The following is a 19,330-nucleotide window of genomic DNA, read 5'->3' as shown; positions in this document are numbered from 1 at the left end:
ATACTCTATTATCATTTCAGGGCTTCTGCACCGCCAACGATATCCATCAACTCGTTAGTAACGGCGGCCTGGCGAGCCTTGTTATATACGACGGTCAAATTGCTCACGATATCCTTACAGGCGTTGGTCGCATTGTCCATGGCTGTCATCCGGGCGGCATGTTCACCGGCACCGACTTCCAGCATGGAGGCATAGCAGACAACGTTCAGGTAGAGCGGCTGTAACACATCCATGATCTCTTCCTCAGAAGGCTCGTAGATGTAGTCTCCTGATATCTTGGTGGCCTCTTCTCCCTCAGTCACAACAGGCTGGACCGGCAGCATCTGCGCAACCTTGGCCCTCTGGACAGCCACAGATTTAAACTCGCTGTACACAACCTCTACCTTGTCGATCTTCTCTTCAAGGAACTGTGCAGCAACATCCGTGGCAATCTCCCTGGCGTTATACATTTGGAAGTTTGCCATGACATCCGTGTAGGATTTGCGTACCTTGCCAGACTTCTTCAGGAGCTGAAGTCCTTTTTTGCCGACACAGACGAGGCTGACTCCGACACCCTTCCCCTCATAGTCAGCCATCATCTTCTCGACCTGCTTGATGATGTTGGCATTAAAAGATCCGCATAATCCCCTGTCGGAAGTGACCACGATCAACTCGACGTTTTTTACGTCACGGTTGGCCATCAAAGGAAACTGGTCGGGATTGGCGCCTGCGGAAAGATTGGACATAGCCTCATTGAACTTGGAGGTATAAGGGCGAAATGCCTCCATCTTCTCCTGGGCGCCGCGGAGCTTAGCCGCGGCGACCATGTTCATGGCCTTGGTGATCTGGGATGTCTTCTTGACACCCGAGATCTTCATTTTAACTTCTTTTAGACTCGGCATATCAGTACCTACCTCTAATTAGTTAAGACCTTTAGTTGCCTTGAAAGTCTCACCAAAGCTGGCCAGCACTTTATTGAGTTTTTCTTTAATCGGCTCGGTGAATTCTTTTTCACTGTCGAGGTCGGTGAAGATTGATGGTTCGTTAGACTCAATGTAGTTGTACAGTTCAGCCTCGTAGTCCGCCAGTGCATCAACCGGCAGTGAATCCAGGTAACCGTTGGAACCGGCGTAAATGATAGTGACCTGCTTCTCCATCGGCAGCGGCTGGTACTGCGGCTGCTTGAGGATTTCAACAAGACGCTCACCACGGGTCAATTTTGCCTGAGTTGCAGCATCAAGATCTGAACCGAATGCTGCAAAAGCGGCGAGCTCACGAAACTGGGCGAGATCAAGACGCAGGGTACCTGCAACTTGTTTCATAGCTTTTACCTGTGCCGAACCACCAACACGGGAAACGGACAGACCGACGTTAATAGCCGGACGTACACCAGAGAAGAACAGGTTCGGCTCAAGGTAAACCTGACCGTCTGTAATAGAGATAACGTTCGTCGGGATAAAGGCGGAAACGTCACCTGCCTGGGTCTCAATAATCGGCAGGGCAGTAAGTGAACCTGCACCCAACTCATCGTTTACTTTTGAAGCACGCTCAAGCAGACGGGAGTGGTTAAAGAAAATATCACCAGGATATGCCTCACGTCCCGGCGGACGCCTGAGCAGCAGGGAAAGTTCGCGATAGGCAACAGCCTGCTTGGAAAGATCATCATAAATAATCAGGGCATGCTGACCGTTATCACGGAAGTACTCACCCATGGAACAACCAGCAAACGGTGCGATGTACTGCATCGGAGCAGGATCAGATGCACAGGCGGCAACAACAGTGGTGTACTCCATGGCGCCGTGCTTCCTGAGTGCTTCAACAACCAGGGCAACCGTCGATTTCTTCTGACCAACAGCGACATAGATACAGTGTACGTCGGTGTTTTTCTGGGCAATGATGGCATCGACACAGAGAGCAGTTTTACCGATCTGGCGGTCACCGATAACGAGCTCACGCTGGCCACGGCCAACAGGCGTCATGGCGTCAACGGCCTTAGCACCGGTGTAGCATGGTTCGTGAACACCTTTACGGGCAATAACACCCGGTGCCAAAACCTCAATCTTGGCACTCAGCTCAGCGTTGATTGGTCCTTGACCATCAATCGGGGCACCGATAGCATCAACAACACGGCCTTCCATCTCGGGTCCTACAGGAACCTCAGCAATTTTGCCGGTACGCTTTACAATGTCGCCTTCCTTAATACCGGCTACATTACCAAGAACTGCACAACCGACGTTGTCCGCTTCCAGGTTCAGGGCCAGACCCATGATTCCGCCTGGGAACTCGAGGAGCTCCATGGCCATACAATTCTGGACACCGTACACACGAGCGATACCGTCACCAACAGAGATAACAGTACCAGTCTCGTTCAGGTCAATACTTGTCTCGTACTCACCAATCTGGTCTTTGATAATCTGACTGATTTCTTCGGCTTTAATCTGCATCTATTCTCTCCCCTTAATGGAATCTTTCAAACCTGCAAGCTGTGCTTTTATACTTCCATCCAGAACCAGATCCCCAACCTTTGCGATTATGCCGCCGATAATAGTGGGATCAACACTGGTTGTCAGTTCCACCTTCTTGCCTGTTAACTTTTCAAGTGTTGCCTGAACTTTTGCCTGCAATTCGTCACTCAATTCAACTGCGGATATTACACTGCCATGACTGACGTTTTTCTCGTCGTCAACCATGATTTTATATTCTTCTGCAATTTCCGGAAGGATCTCAACACGTTTCTTTTCAACGAGCAGGTTCAGGAAGTTACCCATGACCTTATCCGCACCCATAGAGGTGACGATACCAGCCATAACCTTTTCCCTTAAATCCATCGGGTAGAGCGGGTTGGTGAGAGCATCAACGACTTCAGGGGTACCGAGGTAAAGCTCTGCTACTGCCTGGAGCGCCTCATTATACCCTTCGTAAGTGCCCTGCTCTTTGCCAATCGCGAATAATGCTTTGGCATATCTGCGTGCAAGGATAGTCTGTTTCACTGTACGGCCCCCACTTTAGCTAAATAATCTTCGACGATCTTTACCTGATCATCCTGGGTAAGATTTTTCACGATCAACCCTTCAGCCATCACGGCGGCCTGCTCTGCGACCTCATTCTTTAAGGAGCGTCGTGCTTCCATGATCTCCTTCTGAATGGTCATCTCTGCCTGGCGCTGGATATCAGCAGCTGCCTGTTCGGCTTTCTCAAGAATTTTTGTCTTCTCTACCTGGGCTTGGGCAACGGCTTTTTCCACCACAAGATCGATCTCTTGCTCTACGGTGGCCAGCTTGGCCTCGAAGTCACGGTAGGAATCCTGGGCTGTCTGCTTCCTGGTTTCCAGGTCTTCGAGTTCGTCCTTGATCTCCTTACGGCGAGCGGCAAGTCCTGAACCGATCGGCTTGGCGGTGAATTTAACCAGCAGGAACAGCAGAACGGCAAAGTTCATGATCCTGAAGGCCAGATCCTTCAGCTTTTCTGCTGAAAGACTGTTTTTGACAGCATGTCCACCACCGTGTTCTGCCGCAGCATCACCATGTCCATCGGCCGGGGCCGCATGGATTGCCGGGTCGGCTGCATGTGTATCCTGCGCCGCAGACGAGGCGAAGACCGCTGTAGCAGAAAAGGCAAACCAAAGTGTCATCATTGCCAGAAGTGTCAACCTGGCTGCTTGCTTCACTCTTTTCATCTTTACAGAGCCCTCCCAAGAATTTTACTGGCCATGTCAGCCGCGAAGTTATCAAGGTTGTCTTTTAGACTCGACCTTGCTGCCCCAATCTGAGTACTGATTTCAGACAGTTGCTTCTCCTTGGTTGCATCTGCTTCGGCTTTGATTTCGGCAAGCTTTGCGTCTCCTGCAGCCTGAGCATCAGACCGTGCAGAATCCAGAGCCGCCTTTGCCTTACCCGACGCCTTGGCCATTTTTGCATCCACCTCTTCCTGCCTGAGCTGCGCGTTCTTCTCAAACTTCAAGATTTCCGTCTGCATACCAAGCAGCTTCTCAGACCTCTCCTTCAAGATTTGCTTTACAGGCTTGTAAAGAACCTTGTTGAGGAGATACATGAGTACAAACATGTTGATGATCTGAATCAACAGGGTTTTGTCCATGGTAATCATGTCAGTAAGCTCCCGTTTAACTTAAATAAGAAAAAAAACTAACATTCAATAACTTGAATGATGACCGCAACCGAGACTGCATGGAATCAACAAATGAGAATCGTTCGCAAATTTACTGAACGACCATTCATAGCAGCAAAAAATTCTTACTGTATATATGGGTCCCTGTCAACCCCTTTATGGCTTCAAAAGGTGTTCAGATTCAGCTGAAACTGAAAAGAGTTATCAGGGTTTTGATTCCAAATTATAAAACCGGTTTCAGCTATGAAACCGGTTTTATACGATCTTTTTATTTTGTCAGCAGTGATGAAACGATATCAGGTACTTTTTTTATGGCTTCCGTCAGCTTATCGACCATGGGACCACCCGCTTGTGCCATGTCCGGCCTGCCGCCGCCTTTACCGCCGACTACCGCCGCCACCTTGTTCACGATCTCACCCGCCTTGATGGTATTGGTAAGATCTTTGGTGACGATTGTGAGCAGGGCAACCTTGCCTTTTATGGAACCACCCAGCACAGCAACGCCTGAATCGAGATTATCCCGCACCTTGTCGCCGACTTCCCTTAGGGTTTTTGGGCTATCCAGAGTTATTTCAGCGGCCAGCACCTTCACACCCGCCACCTCTATTGCATTTGCAAGAACATCATCAAGATCGGCACCGGCCAACTGCGCAGAAAGTTCAGCAACCTGTTTTTCAAGTTTTTTCTGGTTTGCCAAAAGCGCTTCAACCTTGGTCAGCAACTCCTTACCCTTACCGTTCAGCAACATTTCCAGTTTCTGTTCCCGGCGGCAGATATCCTGAATATATGACAATGCCGGATCCCCGGCAATTGCTTCTATACGACGGACGCCTGCAGCTATCCCGGTCTCAGTAAGGATCTTGAAAAGTCCGATATCACCTGCAGCTGTGACATGTGTTCCACCACACAATTCCTTGCTGAATGAGCCCATACTCACAACCCGCACACTCTCATCGTACTTTTCACCAAAAAGCGCTGTGGCACCACCGGCCAGTGCCTCATCTTTTGAGAGCACCGCCGTTTCGATTGGGGCATTACCACGGATCTGCTCGTTGACCAGGGACTCGATACGTTTTATCTCGTCCTCTGTGAGGGGGGAGAAATGGGTAAAGTCAAACCGGAGCCTATCAGGCCCGACCAGTGATCCTGACTGCTTGACGTGATCCCCAAGCACCTCCACGAGGGCTGCCTGCAACAGGTGGGTGGCTGAGTGGTTGGCGGCAGTCGCCTTCCTGGCCTTTTCCTTGACCCGTAAGATGACATCCTGTCCCTCTTTGATGCTCCCCTCTTTAACCACCAGCTCACTGAGCACCAACTCGTCGCCTTCCTTGGCCGTAGAGAGAACCTCAGCCCAGCCGCCCTGCCATTCTACCTTACCACAATCTCCGACCTGGCCGCCGGACTCTGCGTAAAATGGCGTCTTAAGTGTATAAATTCGACCGCGGGAGGAGGTAGACAGTTCGCTGACCCGATGGCCGTTTTCATCGATAAGACCAGCAACCTGGGTTGTCTCCATGAGAGACGAATAACCGGTAAACTCTGTTGCACCACCTTTCTCGGCTAACTCCTTCACACCTTCATCTTTCAGCTTGACGCCCTCACCTTTCCTGGAAGCCCTCGATTTCGACCGCTGCTCCTCCATGGCTGTCAAGAAACCCTGCTCATCAAACCCCATCTTTTTTTCGATGGCGATGTCGCGAACGATATCAAAAGGAAAACCAAAAGTATCATAGAGCTTAAAAATGAATGCCCCGTCTATCACCTTCCCGGTCCCCTTACCCAATTCAGAAATCTTCTCATCGAGAAGTTCCAAACCGTGTTCCAGTGTCTCCCGGAACCTGGCCTCCTCATTGTTGACCACCTTGGCCAGAAGTGTACGGGCGTCCTTGACGTGCGGATAAGCATCCTGCATCTCACTAATTACCGCGTTCGTCACAGTCTCCAGGAACGGTTTTTCCAGCCCCAGGTTCTTACCGTATCGTACAGCCCTGCGCATGATCCTCCGCAGTACGTAGCCGCGCCCCTCATTGGAAGGCAACACTCCGTCTGCAACCAGGAAAGCTGTAGCCCTGGCATGATCTGCGATAACCCTCATAGCTACATTATCAGCGTCTTTCGACCCGTATTTCCTGCCCGACAGGGTTTCAAGACTCTCGATAATGGGAGTAAAAAGATCGGAATCGTAATTATTGAACTTCCCCTGCAAAACTGCAGCAACACGCTCCAGTCCCATACCGGTATCGATGCTTGGCTTGGGGAGCGGTGTCATGGTGCCATCTTCCGAACGGTTAAACTGCATAAACACCAGGTTCCACAGTTCCAGGAAACGGTCGCAATCACACCCCAGAGCACAGTTCGGATCGTCGCAACCCGCCTCTACCCCCTGATCTATATGAATTTCCGAACAGGGACCACAAGGTCCGGTATCACCCATGGCCCAGAAATTATCTTTCTCACCCATCCGGACGATGCGTCCCTCAGGAAGATCCTTAATCTGCTCCCAGAGCTCCTGGGCCTCGTCATCATCATCAAAAATAGAGACCCAGAGTTGCTCGGGTGGCAAACCCAGTTCAACAGTGAGGAAATCCCAGGCAAATTTGATCGCGTCCTCCTTGAAATAATCTCCAAAGGAAAAGTTCCCGAGCATCTCAAAGAAGGTGTGATGCCGGGCGGTATACCCGACATTTTCAAGATCGTTATGTTTTCCGCCGGCACGCACACAGCGCTGGCTGGTCACCGCCCTGTTATAATCGCGCTTATCCTCACCCATGAAAACGGTTTTGAACTGCACCATGCCCGCATTGGTGAAAAGCAAGGTCGGATCATCCTGGGGCACCAGTGACGAGCTGTCCACTGGCTTGTGACCTTTATCCTCAAAGTACTGTAAGAACCTAGAACGTATTTCGTTGCCTTTCATAAATCTTTCTCGTTAGTGAAAAAAACGGTGTTACCCCTTCTCGACAATGAAGGGGAGTATCTGTTTGAACTCGGGCGATCCTGCCTTGCCGAGCATTTCATATATAAACATTTCTGCCGGACCCACGACGCAGCCTTCGGCCTGCATCCTGGCAAGACCCGCCCGGTGATTTTCAGGGGTTCTGCTTGAGACCGCATCGGATACGATATAGGGGGTAATACCTCTTGCGAGCGCACCCATGGCGGTCTGGTGGATACAGATATGTGTTTCCACTCCTACAATGAGCATACAGGTAACAGAAGCCGGTAATTTATCGACCAGAGCCGCTGTCTCATTATTGGCAAAGGCATTAAACTCAACTTTATCAGGACGGGGGATGCCATCCATCAGCTCTTCGAGCTCCGGTACATACACACCTAGTCCCTTCCGGTACTGGGTGTTCGCCAGAATCGACAATCCCAGTATTTTTGAACAGCGCAGCATGAGCTTAACCGTGGCAGCAACAGCTTCTGCGTTATGGATCTGCCGCATGAGACTTTCCTGCACGTCAACCACATGCAGAAAGCATGTTTCGGGCTTCAACAAGCCAGGTGCCGCCATATCAGCTCCCTCCCAGGATATTTTTCCGGTACATTTTTCAGAAATCCCCTGGAAGCCTATGTCCTCCAGGTAGACTACCCGTCCCCAAATAGACCAACATATCAGTGCATTACGCAGAACACATTAAAACTTCCACAGTGATTCCGATTTTGCCAACTATTTAATTACCCATAACAGCCCCTAGATTCAAGCAAATCCTCTGTATAATACAAAAAATATACCAATTCCCTTTTCCCTGGAAAACCGCATCAAAAGAAAAACCCGTTTCGATCTGTCTGATCGAAACAGGTCCTTTACACCAATTGCCCCCCAAAAAGCGTTAGCACCAATTCACTTCCGTATTGATTTTGCCCGTATTAAATCTTCAATTACTGCGGGGTCGGCAAGTGCAGAAGTATCACCGAAATCGTCTGTATCGTTGGCGGCAATTTTTTTCAGCACCCTCCTCATTATCTTACCGCTCCGCGTTTTCGGAAGGCCTTCCGCATATTGCATTTGATCCGGTGCAGCAATAGGACCTATCTGTTTGCGGACATGAAGGCGCAATTCCTCTAACAACTCTTCGCTCTCTGCAATATTTTCTATAAGAGTGATGTAAGCATATATGGCCTGTCCCTTAACCGGATGGGGCATGCCGACAACTGCTGCTTCCGCCACTTTGGGATGTGAAACAAGAACCGATTCAATTTCTGCTGTACCAAGCCTGTGCCCTGAGACATTTATCACATCATCAAGACGCCCCATTATCCAGAAATACCCATCTTCATCCCTGCGGGCACCGTCAGCCGTATTGTACATACCTCCAAACTGTTCGAAATAGGCATGCCGATACCGCTCTCTGTCCCCGAATACCCCCTGGAACATTCCTGGCCACGGCCTCCTTATTACCAGGTGTCCCCCTTCGTTTGGCTCCGCCTCCTCTCCATCATCGTTTAAAACGACAGCATCAATGCCTGGCAGGGCAAGCGTCGCTGAGCCAGGCTTCAACCGGGTCTGATACGGCAGTGGCGAGATCAGTATACCGCCGGTCTCTGTTTGCCACCAGGTATCAAGCAATGGCAGCGCCATCTTTCCCACATTGGTGAAATACCACATCCACACCTCAGGATTGATCGGTTCTCCCACGGAACCGAGTAGCCTGAGACTTGACACGTTATGGATATCCACCGGCTCATTCCCATAGCGCATCAGCGCCCTGATAACGGTAGGGGCAGTGTAAAATATCGATATTCCATACTTTTCAACCACCTGCCAATACCTGTCAGGGCCGGGATATGACGGAATTCCTTCAAACATTACTGATGTAGCTCCAAGCCCGAGAGGGCCGTAGAGGGTATACGTGTGACCGGTTATCCAACCGATATCAGCCGTACACCAGTGAATATCGTCATCCCGAATATCGAATACCCACTCGCAAGTGTGAATGGCATAGAGAAGATAGCCGCCCGAAGAATGAACAACACCTTTCGGCTTTCCTGTCGAGCCTGAAGTATACAGGATGAAGAGGGGATCAACCGCAGACATCTCGACCGGCGCACATTCATTTTCCAGGTCATTGGCTGCCATCTCCCGGTGATACCAGGTATCCCTGCGGTCCTTCATTTCGATATCGATACCGGCACGTTTAACAACGATGCAGGATTTGACGAAATCAGACTCTGCCAGCGCTTCATCGACATTTGGCTTGAGTGGGAACGTCCTGCCTGCCCGGATAACCCCGTCGGCCGTGACGAGGACCCTGGGTTTGCAATCCTCAATCCGGTTTCCTAAACTCACTGAGGAAAACCCGGCAAAAACGACACAGTGAACCGCACCGATACGGCAGCAGGCAAGCATAGCCACAGCTAACTCGGGTACCATCGGCATATAAATCATTACCCGGTCGCCCTTTCTTATACCGTGATTCTTCAGGACATTGGCAAAGCGCGATACTTCGGTAAGGAGCATCTGGTAAGTAAAGGCCCGGACATCCTCCTGCGGTTCTCCTTGCCAGATAAGCGCAGCCTTATTTCTCTTACCCGCTTCTATATGCCTGTCAATACAGTTATAACAGACATTCAACCTGGCCCCATCGAACCACCTGAATTCCGGTTTTTCGTAATCAAAGACGGCGACGTTTTGCCATTTCTCTGTCCAGCTGACCAGCTCTTCCGCCCGTTCAGCCCAAAAGCCCTTATAGTCCTCTCCTGCCCGCTTCCTGGCTTCGTCGTAATCTCCATTCTTGCCTAGCCACGCCTCCTTATTACGTTGTCCGGCTGGATCAAAAAAACGCTGCTCATCCAGAAGGGATAAAATACCTTCATTGTTTCCATGCATACGTTTCTCCTTGTTCAGGATTGCGGACCGGTTGTACGTCAATGCAGCGCCATACCCCCAACTCGCCGGGCAGGTAAGTGCAGACAGTTTACCGGCTGCTACTTCATTCAGGTTATCGTGCCTCTCATCCTCTCCTCTGCGCATAATTCTGTAAGTGAAACAAAATCCACGTATCAAATATATTGATACGTGGATTTTATTGTGCCCAATTTTCCTGTCCATTTCCAGTACTACTTTTTGAACAACACCTGTTCAGGGGCTAACGATTCCCTCCAACGGTCCTGAAACCGGGCATCAACAACGAAGGGTTACACTTGTAACAAATTGAATAAAATGAGAATACACAACAACTACCAGAGGAAAAGTGGTGAGAGAGTTTGAATGAGAAAAAGCTTTACAAAGGGAATATAACTATTACATTAAAAGCTAACTCAGGCGAGCAAACAGGTGTTTTTTGCAGGATTATGGCATGAATTGACATGCAAAGATATGGAAAATGCTCCAGATAAGAGGCACATAGACCATGAAAGACGAGCAGATCGACGCGATGTCGAAAATATTGAAATCGATGTCTCACCCGATACGGCTGAAGATCCTTTGCCTGTTACAGGAAAAAGAACTGTCCGTTGGAGATATTCGTGATCAGGTTGAAACAACCAATGCCAATGTCTCACAGCATCTAAACATCCTGCGCAGCCAGGGCATTATTGATTACCGCAAAGATGCAAATTTCATTTACAACCGCATTACCGACAAGCGAATAATCGACTTGATTCAAACCATGCGCAGTCTGTTTTGTCCACACTTCGACTGAGGCACCCCCCGGTCGACATTGAGGTGCACTATGATCACAACTGACTGGATTCATACCATAGCCGGAACATTCATCCTCATCAGCCTTGCTTTAGGGGTTGAGGCCAGCCCGATCTTTCATTCCAAATACTGGTTGCTGTTTACAGCCTTTGTCGGCCTGAACCTCTTCCAGTTTGGAATCACCAAGTTCTGCCCCATGGAGTTTTTCCTCAAAAAACTTGGTATTCCCCAATCACGGTAACCCCGCTTAATGAGCAGTCCAGGTTCGCCTGAAGTGATGAATAAATCCGGGTTAGGTGCAGCAGCAGGCGAATCCTGCCCCTTACTACGCCAGGGTCTTTACACTGAGAGAGAATACTATACATCACAATCGGCAGAGTAAAAAACATGGTGTACCTCTGCCGATCAGATGTTGTTCACCAGTCAGTGGCTGGTTCCTTTTTCTTCGTCTGTCATTTCTGCGTTGCAAGACGCCTGCCAACAACATGTCATCTGGGAACATGTCTCTTTACGCTGATAACAAGGCAGGTTGCCTTCCTTTTCCTGGATACGGCAAATCAATTCTGCAAGCTTGATTCCCTTATGTTGGGGTATGTCGAGTCGGAGGGCTTTCTTTCGTGCGAGAGAAAATAGTTTTGGGCCCCTGCGGTAGGTTTTCGGTGCCATGGATTAAAGACCTTTAAAAAATTAATGTATGAACAAAAAATATAATTCACCGTGAGAAATCACGATATTAAAACACATAGAACACGATAGAGGGATTTTCGCCTAACGAAATACTATGGCGATGTAAATATAAATATACATTGCGGTAAATGTCCACAACAATCGAAAAAATTCCTTTTCCAGCCTGTTCTTCAGCCCCATCCACGATTCTGCCGGACCCGTTTAATAATGATCACCACACACGCTCCATCCTGGCCACCACGCAAAAACCCCAGTTGCTTCAACACATTGGCAGGACAATAGTGTTTTACCCCTCGACCAACTGGCTTTAGAATGAAAATCAGGAGCCCGTCGGAGAAAACCCATTTTCCTAACTCGGTGTTATTGTCGGGAAATTGATGCTCGCAATATCAGCTCAAGGCATTGATATGAGCAAAGATGGTAATTCTCCGACACCCTCCTAAATAGGTAAAATGTGATACTCTTCCCGAATGGGATGCATTCCCTTCAGGACCAGACCGTTACGTCCATCAATGGACACATCATCACCAAAGTGTATTCGCTCCTCTCCTATCTCACAATACTGGGCTGTTTCGTACACTTTCAGCTTCCGAACACCCACCACGCAGTTTTTTTCCAGTCGAACAGCCACTACCGAGGCGTGAGATGTCTGGCCTCCTCTTGAGGTCAGCAGTGCATCCGCCATATTGATGACCTTGATATCTTCAGGGACCGTATCCTGCCGGATGAGAATCAGCCTTGCATCCGGATCCGTTTCACGCAACTGGCGGATATTTTCCTCGGTAAAAACCGCTTTCCCGGAAAAAGCAGAACCGGACACACCAACACCCTGGCCAAGATAAGCGGCCTCAAGTTCCGGCGTCTCGACAAAAACGCTCAAGTGCTCTTTCTTTTTAATGGTTATCATATCACGGGTCTGCAAGAGGAACAGCTGATCCGGCTCGGGACCTTCAAAGGTAAATTCAATCTCTTGCGGGTTCCACCTTTTCTCGTACACAAGATCTCGTGATATCAGGAGCAATTCATTGTAGATGGCAGGAAATCTTCGCTCGAGGGTTTCATCCACGGAACGTCCGTCGAGTTCGGCCTGCTCCACAGATACTGCGCAGCTGGTTACCAACCCGGAGACAATATCTTCTCCCTGGTCGCCATAGGCATAGTCACCCCAGAGAGCAACGCGTTGTACTTTCCGGTAGGGGTGAGCGGTAAAAACCACCCCGGAACCGGCATGACCACTCTTGTTGCCAAAGACCATCGCCTGGACGATCACCGCCGTTCCCCAGGCGTCGGAGACATCCATGATCTTCCGGTAATCCGAGGCTTTTGAGGTGCCCCACGAGTCAAGCACGAGCTCCACCGCACTCATGAGTTGCAGCCAGGGGTCATCCGGTATTCCCATGCCTCTCTTGCGAACAAGCTTCTGGTAGGAGAGGGCCAGCTCTTTCATCTGTGTGGCAGAAAATTGCCGTTTAAGGGAGACACCGTACTTCTCCTTGGCCTCGTTCATCAAGCCCTGGAAGTCTTCCCTTTCCACCCCGGAGATCATCGCCCAGGACTGCAAAAAACGTCGGTAATTGTCCCAGGCCACATACTCATTGCCACCTTTTCGGACATATTCGGTAATAATATCCTCGTTAAAGCCAACATTATGGACAGTCGCCATCATCCCGGGCATGGAAATAGCGCCGCCACTTCGAACTGACAGCAACAGGGGACAATCAGAGGACCCGTACACCCGGCCGGTTATCTCCTCAACCTGATTGAGTGCTTCACGGATGCGCTGCATCAACTCTTCACGCGCCTGGGTATACCCGAATACAACGTCGCGACAACGGAAAATCTCGGTGGTCATGGCAAAAGCTGGCGGGACCGGGATATTCTCAGCCATGAGGGTAGCCAGGTTAAAGCCCTTATTACCCAGATGAATCAGGTTATGGGTATATGGATTCGGGTCATGCAATAAAGAGATCGCCTTTTCCTGGTTATAGGTCATCAGCAGGTCGAGATGCTGTTCATTCAGTTTATCCTTCTGGCTCTCCAGGGTCTGGATGATCATGAGGATAAAATTATCCAGATGCTGCAAACCGAAGGTCGTAGAAATCAATTCCCGCAAAAACGTTTCAGAAAGGCGCTGGACCGAGGTGGACACATCGGCATCGTCATAGAGGTTTGTGTACTTATGCAGCAGGTTTTCCCGGCCAATCTGGGGGATGATGATCGAGAGATTATTCTGGTGGATGTTGGTGTAGTAGGCGTAAATTATATCCTTCACACCTTCTGAAAGGCCACGGAAGATATCGAGATACTGGGTATAGGAAAACCTCCGCACTTTAAGTGAATTGGTCAGCAAAGACATGTAGGTTTCGAGTCTGCGTGAAGTGATCCCGTCAATTTTGAGGGCCTGCATGAATATGCGCAGACAGCGTACGATATTCCAGAAGGTCGCCTGGGTGATAAACGACAGGTTGACGGTTTCAGGCAGTTTCTCAAGATAGAGTGTCGCCAGGTTCTCGAGACGGAACGTAAGGCTTAAGGCATCGAACTTCTTTTCTTTATATCGTCCGTAAACAGAAGGAATATCCACGGCAATATGCCTTTTGTAATAAATGTCTTCCCGGGCCTCAAAGGTCTTTTCAGAGAGGATAATCACCTTAAGAGCGCCGAGCGTCTCCAGGATAACTTCAAGGCATTTTTCGGTATCTTCTTCTTCCAGAACCTCAAGAACCGCTTCTACTTCCGGAAAACCATCGTGGACAGCCTGCTGCAATTCCATTTTTATTTCCTGGAAGCCCAGCTCATATTTCTGGTACAGCAACTTATACATCTTGACCAGCAGTTCAAACCGACGAACCTCATGGGGGGTGAAATCTGTCTGCAGGGCCAGAAAACCGGCAAGGTCCTCCGGATCAATTTCCAGCAGATCGTCGACATCAGCAATCTCCAGCGAAGACCATACCCGTTCGCTCAACAGATACTGGTCATCGACAAAAGTGCCCTTGACAGCCACCTGGTTATACACCTCTTCCGGAAGATACGGCAACAGCAGCTCCTTCTTGCCACTCTTCCAAAATCTGAAGATTGCCTTGATGAAATCAACAATCAGGTTGGAACTCTCAACATGCCCCTGCTTTCGCAAAAAATGAATCAACAGGTCCTTTCGACGGTGAATCTCATCAAGCTCGGTTGAGACATCCCGCAGCTCCCCCTCTGAGCCGATCTCGTTATAAAAAACCGGCATGAGCTTGGTGAACTGTTTGGACAAGTTGTAAATTGGCTCAATGGGATGGTTCAGCAACTCAGTGATATCCCGTTGAAAGAGGTCTGTATCCTTTACACAGGTACCCGAGAGTTTAAGATGAATAATCAGGGCAGAGAAAAGGGTAGAGCACCATTTAGGTTCCCTCATGATGAGGTGCAACCAGACACGGATATTACTTAAGTGAGCCGGATTCAGCAACGGTTGCCAGTTTTCATCCACACCTTCCACACTGACGTGCTGAAAACCGAACCGTACCAAGCCCCAGAGAAAGGCCTCAACCATCCGGCTGTTTCCCCGATCAAACACCTCCCCTCCCAACACCTGTATACACTGCAACGAGGTATGAGGAAATTTACGAACATTAACCTTTAAGAGCTGAAACGTGGTGAGCAGGAAATCCTCAATCTCCTCGAAACTCTGCTGGCGAATCAACTGAACCAGGCTGCGATTAATCTCTCGCAGGGTTTCCTCATGAATGAGGTATAACCCCTGGGTATCCATTATCCGGAAGAGAAAGAGCAGTTTCTGGTTTTCAATGAAATGATGCAGTTGTGCCCCATCCTCCAGTGGTGAAGCTAACCCATATTCAGCTTTCACCAGCACATCCGGGATATCACGATACAGGCGGACAATGTCTACATGAGCAGGTAGACCCAGCAATACCTTCAAGGCACCTATTGGATCCGTATCAAAGTCAAGCTCCTCGATCGCAGCAATGTGCACCTTCATAGAATCGTGTGAGACCTTGGCGAACAATTCCACCGACTGCCTGTCACCGTGAAGCGGGTCGCAGTTTTCGATAAACCACTGGCGAGGGTCATCCTCCTTCAGCCAGTATTCATAATTTTTTCGCAGCACTGTTCTCACCAGAGAGGCGAGAGGGGTATAATCGAAAGTTGTGCGACCGCTGGTACTGAAATCGACAATTCGAGTAGCCAGTTTTTTCACTGAATGCTGTCCGTGGACGATATGCATAATAATTGCATCATCCTCCCGATCCAACTCCTCGAGCCGTTTGAACATCTCGTTAAGCGAATCATCAAATCTATCCAGATCCTGATGATTGAAGAGGGTGATCATCTTGTCGATCCAGGCTAACTTGGCCCCGACCACCTGACTCAGCAGAGACGAATCGCGCTGGGTTTCCTCCAGCGCCTCAAAAAACAGTCTTGAAAATAGGCGGAATGCTTCCGGACCTTTCTCATGAACCCGGTAATGCCCGCTATTTTTTAAAACAAAACTGCGTAGCTGCGGCAGGATCATTTTCCAGTTGCGAAAGGGATGGCACACCTCATACAACAATTTCTCAAGCGAAGAGTGGAGCCCTTTGTATTTCTCAACCACCTCAAGCAGGAGAAACAGTTCAGGATCAATCTCAACCTTTCCTGCCGTCTCCAGCAGGTTGGCCCGTAAAGCATCAGACTCTATGGGACCGACATCTGTAGTAGGCTCCATCACTCACCTCAATTGCCGTTACTAAAAATAACATCATAAAAAACAACGCCCCGGACGACCCCGTAATTCGGGGCACAACTCAACCGAGGCATTTATCGACTTTTGTATTACCCTAAAGCAATGTTCCCAAAAGCTTTCACAGTGCTTTAGGAGTTCACAAGCAGTCCGTGCCGCTATATTAGACATATGCGGTTCGGACTGATCGTGAACAGATGAAGTGCTGTGAAACCTTTTACAGAGCCTTATTGGCCTCCATGTGCAGAATAAGATCCCACATCCTGTTTGAATAGCCCCACTCATTATCATACCAGCTCATAACCTTGACGGTCTTGCCAATAACCTTGGTGCACTGCCCGTCAACGATGGAAGAGTGCCCATCACCCTGGAAATCAATGGAAACAAGAGGCAGGTCGGTGTAACCAAGATACCGGTTGGCCGCAGCTTTCAGGGCAGCATTTACCTCTTCTACCGTGGTCTCTTTCTCCACTTCCATAACGGCATCAACGAGCGAGACCGTCGGGGTGGGAACGCGTACGGCCAGGCCGTCAAATTTCCCTTTCAGTTCCGGAATAACCAGAGAAACAGCAGCAGCCGCACCAGTCTTGGTAGGAATCATGGAAAGTGCGGCAGCACGGGCACGGCGAGGGTCAGAATGAGGAAAGTCAAGAAGACGCTGGTCGCCAGTGTAAGCGTGAACAGTGGTCATCAGACCACGCTCGATTCCAAAATTATCCAGAACAACCTTGGCGAAAGGCGCCAGGCAGTTGGTGGTACAGGAAGCGTTTGAGACGATATGGTGCTGGGTGGCGTCATACTCATCTTCGTTGACACCCATCACAAAGGTCTTCACGCTGCCTTTGGCCGGGGCGGAGATCACAACCTTACTGGCACCGGCATCAATGTGGGCCTGAGCAGATTCTGCATCACGAAAAATCCCGGTGCACTCCGCAACATACTCGACACCAAGATCACCCCACGGAATATCCGCCGGGTTGCGATGACTGGAAACAGCAATGTGTCTTCCGTCCACCGTAATACCGGCATCATCACTGCTCACTTCCTTCTCATAGGTTCCCATTACGGAATCGTATTTGAGTAAATGAGCCAGGGTTGCGTTATCGGTTAAATCGTTAATTGCCACGACCTCGATATCCGCAAAAACAGGATCCTTACTTATTGCCCGGAACATGTTTCTACCTATACGTCCAAATCCGTTAATACCCACTTTCACAGTCATCTGTTCACTCCTTTCATTCTTGATTGTTTGGCTTGCAGATACAACGCCCTGTATTTTTCACACTTTATATCCCAGGTATGGTTTTTATGGATGTTGTCAACAGCCTGTTTCCGGATTTTTCGTAAACCCGGACCATTTTTATATACTTCCAGCCCTCTTGAGAGGGCCTCCTGTAATGCTTCTGCCGTATCGCCGATGTAGGACAGCCCGGTAACGCCATCCTCAACCTTTACCAGCCCGCCAATGTGGTGAACGATGGGTACACTACCATATAGCTGGGCGATAAAGTCGGTCAGGCCACAAGGCTCAAACCGGGACGGGATAATAAAAAAATCACTGGCGGCATAGAGGGCGGCGGCAAGTCCTGTATCATATCCTTTCAGGAAACAGAGTCTTCCTGCCAAGTCCGCACTTTCCGTCAAACCGATGATGTCCGCCTCGATCAGCTCCATGCCGTTGCCGAGGATCACCAGTTGCCATCCTTTCTCAAGCGAGGATAAGCCATCCAGGGCCCTGAGAAGCAGGTCGACACCTTTCTGGTGTGTTAACCTGCCGATAAAAGCGAACAGGGGAACCCCGGGAGACAGTCCTGGCAGGCCATACAATTCAACAGTTTCCGGAACGTTGCCTGCCACCAGGTTCTCAAGCAGCCATTCCTTACAAATTCTTTTACCTGCCAGAGTGTCATGCTCATCACCCGGGTCAAAATGGGCCTTCAGACCACTGCTCTCCTTATCCGCTGGATTAAACCGAGCAGGTGATATACCGTTTGTAATGCCCTCAAGGCGTACACCTCGTTCTAAAAGCGCATGGCCAAGCCCACCAGTACGGCTATCCTCATCGCTCTCCTGCAGTTCACGGGCATAGTTCTCGCTGACGGTATTTAAGACGGCACCCTCACCGGCTGCAAGAAAAGGATCGAATTTACCATCGAGCAGACATCGAGAGACAAAAGTGTCCGGTAAGCCGGTAATAGCCATTGCAAATTCAAGGTCATCAACCTCCTGATGGTACCCTATACCGGCATTATGGATAGTGACAAGACAACCACTGTCCCTGAAATAGCTGCGGTACCCCTGCCATTCACGAATATACGCCGGAATAAGTGCGGTATGACCGTCGTGGCAATGAATCACATCCGGTTTTTCCTCGAGCAGGATCATTAACTCCAATGCCGCCTTTTGCAGAAGCACGTTCATGGCAAAATAGTCGTAATGTCCACCCCCTGGCAGCTTCATGCTATCCTGTCTGTGTTCTGTCTCGGTGTATGTATACACCCCACCCTTTTCCGCAAACCTTGCAGAATCGATAAGGAACAGGGTCACACCATTTCCACTGCGTTGCCAGACCTGACATATTTCCCGCCGTTTCCTGTCGGCGTAATCCATATCGACAGAGAAAGATAAATTCTGATCCGGTGCAGTTACATCAACAACCGGCTCAAACCCTGCCTTGACGGGAGAGATGAATCCATAACATGGTATGACAACCCGTACATCGACTCCGGAATCGGCAGCCAGTGCTTCCGCAAGCTGACGCACCACGTCCTTTACGCCACCGGCACCAGCAAGATCGCCATACTCACGACTCAGCATCCAGATATTTCGGATTATTCCCTTTTCAGGTACTGCTCCATTCATTCTCGTATCCTGCAACAAGCTCAAATTAAACAAATAGACATTGCGGTTCACCAACTTAGGTATACTATTGCCTGCTTTGACATTGTCAAGCGGAGAACCACCTCGATCAATCAATAGAGATAATGCTTGCCATCAGGAAAAAGAAACGATGGAACCTTCGTCATAAACCATGCCCGTTGCTCATCCACTTTTACAAGCCATTGACGCCTCAAGGAAAACCACCTATAGTTTGCTTTCCAATCCGCTTTTCTTGTGGTCAAACCAGAAGAAAGCGGATCTGATTGAGGCAAACCTCAGGTTAA

14 protein-coding genes are annotated in these 19,330 nt (G+C 49.5%); 2 read left to right on the top strand and 12 right to left on the bottom strand.

Features of this window, described 5'->3' with window-relative positions; genetic code table 11:
• Positions 1–11: 11 nt before the first annotated feature.
• The 8 genes from atpG to acs form a co-directional block, all read right to left on the bottom strand.
• A complete protein-coding gene (gene atpG / locus GA520_RS00480) occupies positions 12–881 on the bottom strand; it encodes an ATP synthase F1 subunit gamma (protein ID WP_163337070.1) in 870 nt (289 codons plus the stop codon).
• Between the two features lie 18 nt (positions 882–899).
• Positions 900–2,423: a F0F1 ATP synthase subunit alpha gene (gene atpA, locus GA520_RS00475; RefSeq protein WP_163337069.1), complete on the bottom strand. Its 1,524-nt coding sequence runs from the start codon at positions 2,421–2,423 to the stop codon at positions 900–902.
• Complete coding sequence (locus GA520_RS00470) at positions 2,424–2,969, bottom strand: F0F1 ATP synthase subunit delta (RefSeq protein WP_163337068.1); 546 nt, start codon at positions 2,967–2,969, stop codon at positions 2,424–2,426.
• Positions 2,966–3,655 (bottom strand): F0F1 ATP synthase subunit B, encoded by a 690-nt coding sequence (gene atpF, locus GA520_RS00465; protein WP_163337067.1) that lies wholly within the window; start codon positions 3,653–3,655, stop codon positions 2,966–2,968. The genes GA520_RS00470 and atpF overlap by 4 nt, the downstream gene beginning before the upstream one ends.
• A 2-nt stretch (positions 3,656–3,657) precedes the next feature.
• On the bottom strand, positions 3,658–4,083 hold the full coding sequence (locus tag GA520_RS00460; protein ID WP_163337066.1) for an ATP synthase F0 subunit B: 426 nt from the start codon (positions 4,081–4,083) through the stop codon (positions 3,658–3,660).
• 289 nt (positions 4,084–4,372) lie between these two features.
• Positions 4,373–7,021: an alanine--tRNA ligase gene (gene alaS / locus GA520_RS00455; protein ID WP_163337065.1), complete on the bottom strand. Its 2,649-nt coding sequence runs from the start codon at positions 7,019–7,021 to the stop codon at positions 4,373–4,375.
• Between the two features lie 30 nt (positions 7,022–7,051).
• On the bottom strand, positions 7,052–7,621 hold the full coding sequence (locus GA520_RS00450; RefSeq protein WP_163337064.1) for an isochorismatase family protein: 570 nt from the start codon (positions 7,619–7,621) through the stop codon (positions 7,052–7,054).
• 330 nt (positions 7,622–7,951) lie between these two features.
• Entirely contained in the window at positions 7,952–9,937 is a 1,986-nt protein-coding gene (gene acs, locus GA520_RS00445) for an acetate--CoA ligase (protein ID WP_163337285.1), read from the bottom strand.
• 523 nt (positions 9,938–10,460) lie between these two features.
• On the opposite strand from acs, the gene GA520_RS00440 reads away from it, so the two are divergent.
• Both GA520_RS00440 and GA520_RS00435 read left to right on the top strand, forming a co-directional pair.
• Entirely contained in the window at positions 10,461–10,751 is a 291-nt protein-coding gene (locus GA520_RS00440; RefSeq protein WP_163337063.1) for a helix-turn-helix transcriptional regulator, read from the top strand.
• Positions 10,752–10,781: 30 nt separating this feature from the next.
• Positions 10,782–10,991 carry a DUF2892 domain-containing protein gene (locus GA520_RS00435; protein ID WP_163337062.1) on the top strand — a complete coding sequence of 70 codons (210 nt, stop codon included), beginning with the start codon at positions 10,782–10,784 and terminating at the stop codon, positions 10,989–10,991.
• A gap of 182 nt (positions 10,992–11,173) precedes the next feature.
• Here the strand turns inward: GA520_RS00435 and GA520_RS00430 are convergent, their stop codons facing one another.
• The 4 genes from GA520_RS00430 to GA520_RS00415 form a co-directional block, all read right to left on the bottom strand.
• On the bottom strand, positions 11,174–11,416 hold the full coding sequence (locus GA520_RS00430) for a hypothetical protein (protein WP_163337061.1): 243 nt from the start codon (positions 11,414–11,416) through the stop codon (positions 11,174–11,176).
• A gap of 460 nt (positions 11,417–11,876) precedes the next feature.
• On the bottom strand, positions 11,877–16,151 hold the full coding sequence (locus GA520_RS00425; RefSeq protein WP_163337060.1) for a PEP/pyruvate-binding domain-containing protein: 4,275 nt from the start codon (positions 16,149–16,151) through the stop codon (positions 11,877–11,879).
• A 232-nt stretch (positions 16,152–16,383) separates the two neighbouring features.
• Complete coding sequence (gene gap / locus GA520_RS00420) at positions 16,384–17,388, bottom strand: type I glyceraldehyde-3-phosphate dehydrogenase (protein WP_163337059.1); 1,005 nt, start codon at positions 17,386–17,388, stop codon at positions 16,384–16,386.
• Positions 17,385–19,028 (bottom strand): glycogen synthase, encoded by a 1,644-nt coding sequence (locus GA520_RS00415; RefSeq protein WP_240910092.1) that lies wholly within the window; start codon positions 19,026–19,028, stop codon positions 17,385–17,387. The genes gap and GA520_RS00415 overlap by 4 nt, the downstream gene beginning before the upstream one ends.
• Positions 19,029–19,330 lie beyond the last annotated feature (302 nt).

Source organism: Desulfopila sp. IMCC35008 (assembly GCF_010646885.2).
Lineage (GTDB): Bacteria > Desulfobacterota > Desulfobulbia > Desulfobulbales > Desulfocapsaceae > Desulfopila.
This window is presented reverse-complemented; position numbering and strand designations above follow the sequence as displayed.

Bases quoted from the DNA above. Each gene is read 5' to 3' on its own strand.
- GA520_RS00450 (WP_163337064.1), bottom strand. From the start codon at position 7,621: ATGGCGGCACCTGGCTTGTTGAAGCCCGAAACATGCTTTCTGCATGTG.
- GA520_RS00440 (WP_163337063.1), top strand. From the start codon at position 10,461: ATGAAAGACGAGCAGATCGACGCGATGTCGAAAATATTGAAATCGATG.
- gap (WP_163337059.1), bottom strand. From the start codon at position 17,388: ATGACTGTGAAAGTGGGTATTAACGGATTTGGACGTATAGGTAGAAAC.
- atpF (WP_163337067.1), bottom strand. From the start codon at position 3,655: ATGAAAAGAGTGAAGCAAGCAGCCAGGTTGACACTTCTGGCAATGATG.
- GA520_RS00460 (WP_163337066.1), bottom strand. From the start codon at position 4,083: ATGATTACCATGGACAAAACCCTGTTGATTCAGATCATCAACATGTTT.
- alaS (WP_163337065.1), bottom strand. From the start codon at position 7,021: ATGAAAGGCAACGAAATACGTTCTAGGTTCTTACAGTACTTTGAGGAT.
- GA520_RS00435 (WP_163337062.1), top strand. From the start codon at position 10,782: ATGATCACAACTGACTGGATTCATACCATAGCCGGAACATTCATCCTC.
- acs (WP_163337285.1), bottom strand. From the start codon at position 9,937: ATGCATGGAAACAATGAAGGTATTTTATCCCTTCTGGATGAGCAGCGT.
- atpA (WP_163337069.1), bottom strand. From the start codon at position 2,423: ATGCAGATTAAAGCCGAAGAAATCAGTCAGATTATCAAAGACCAGATT.
- GA520_RS00430 (WP_163337061.1), bottom strand. From the start codon at position 11,416: ATGGCACCGAAAACCTACCGCAGGGGCCCAAAACTATTTTCTCTCGCA.
- GA520_RS00425 (WP_163337060.1), bottom strand. From the start codon at position 16,151: ATGGAGCCTACTACAGATGTCGGTCCCATAGAGTCTGATGCTTTACGG.
- atpG (WP_163337070.1), bottom strand. From the start codon at position 881: ATGCCGAGTCTAAAAGAAGTTAAAATGAAGATCTCGGGTGTCAAGAAG.
- GA520_RS00415 (WP_240910092.1), bottom strand. From the start codon at position 19,028: ATGAATGGAGCAGTACCTGAAAAGGGAATAATCCGAAATATCTGGATG.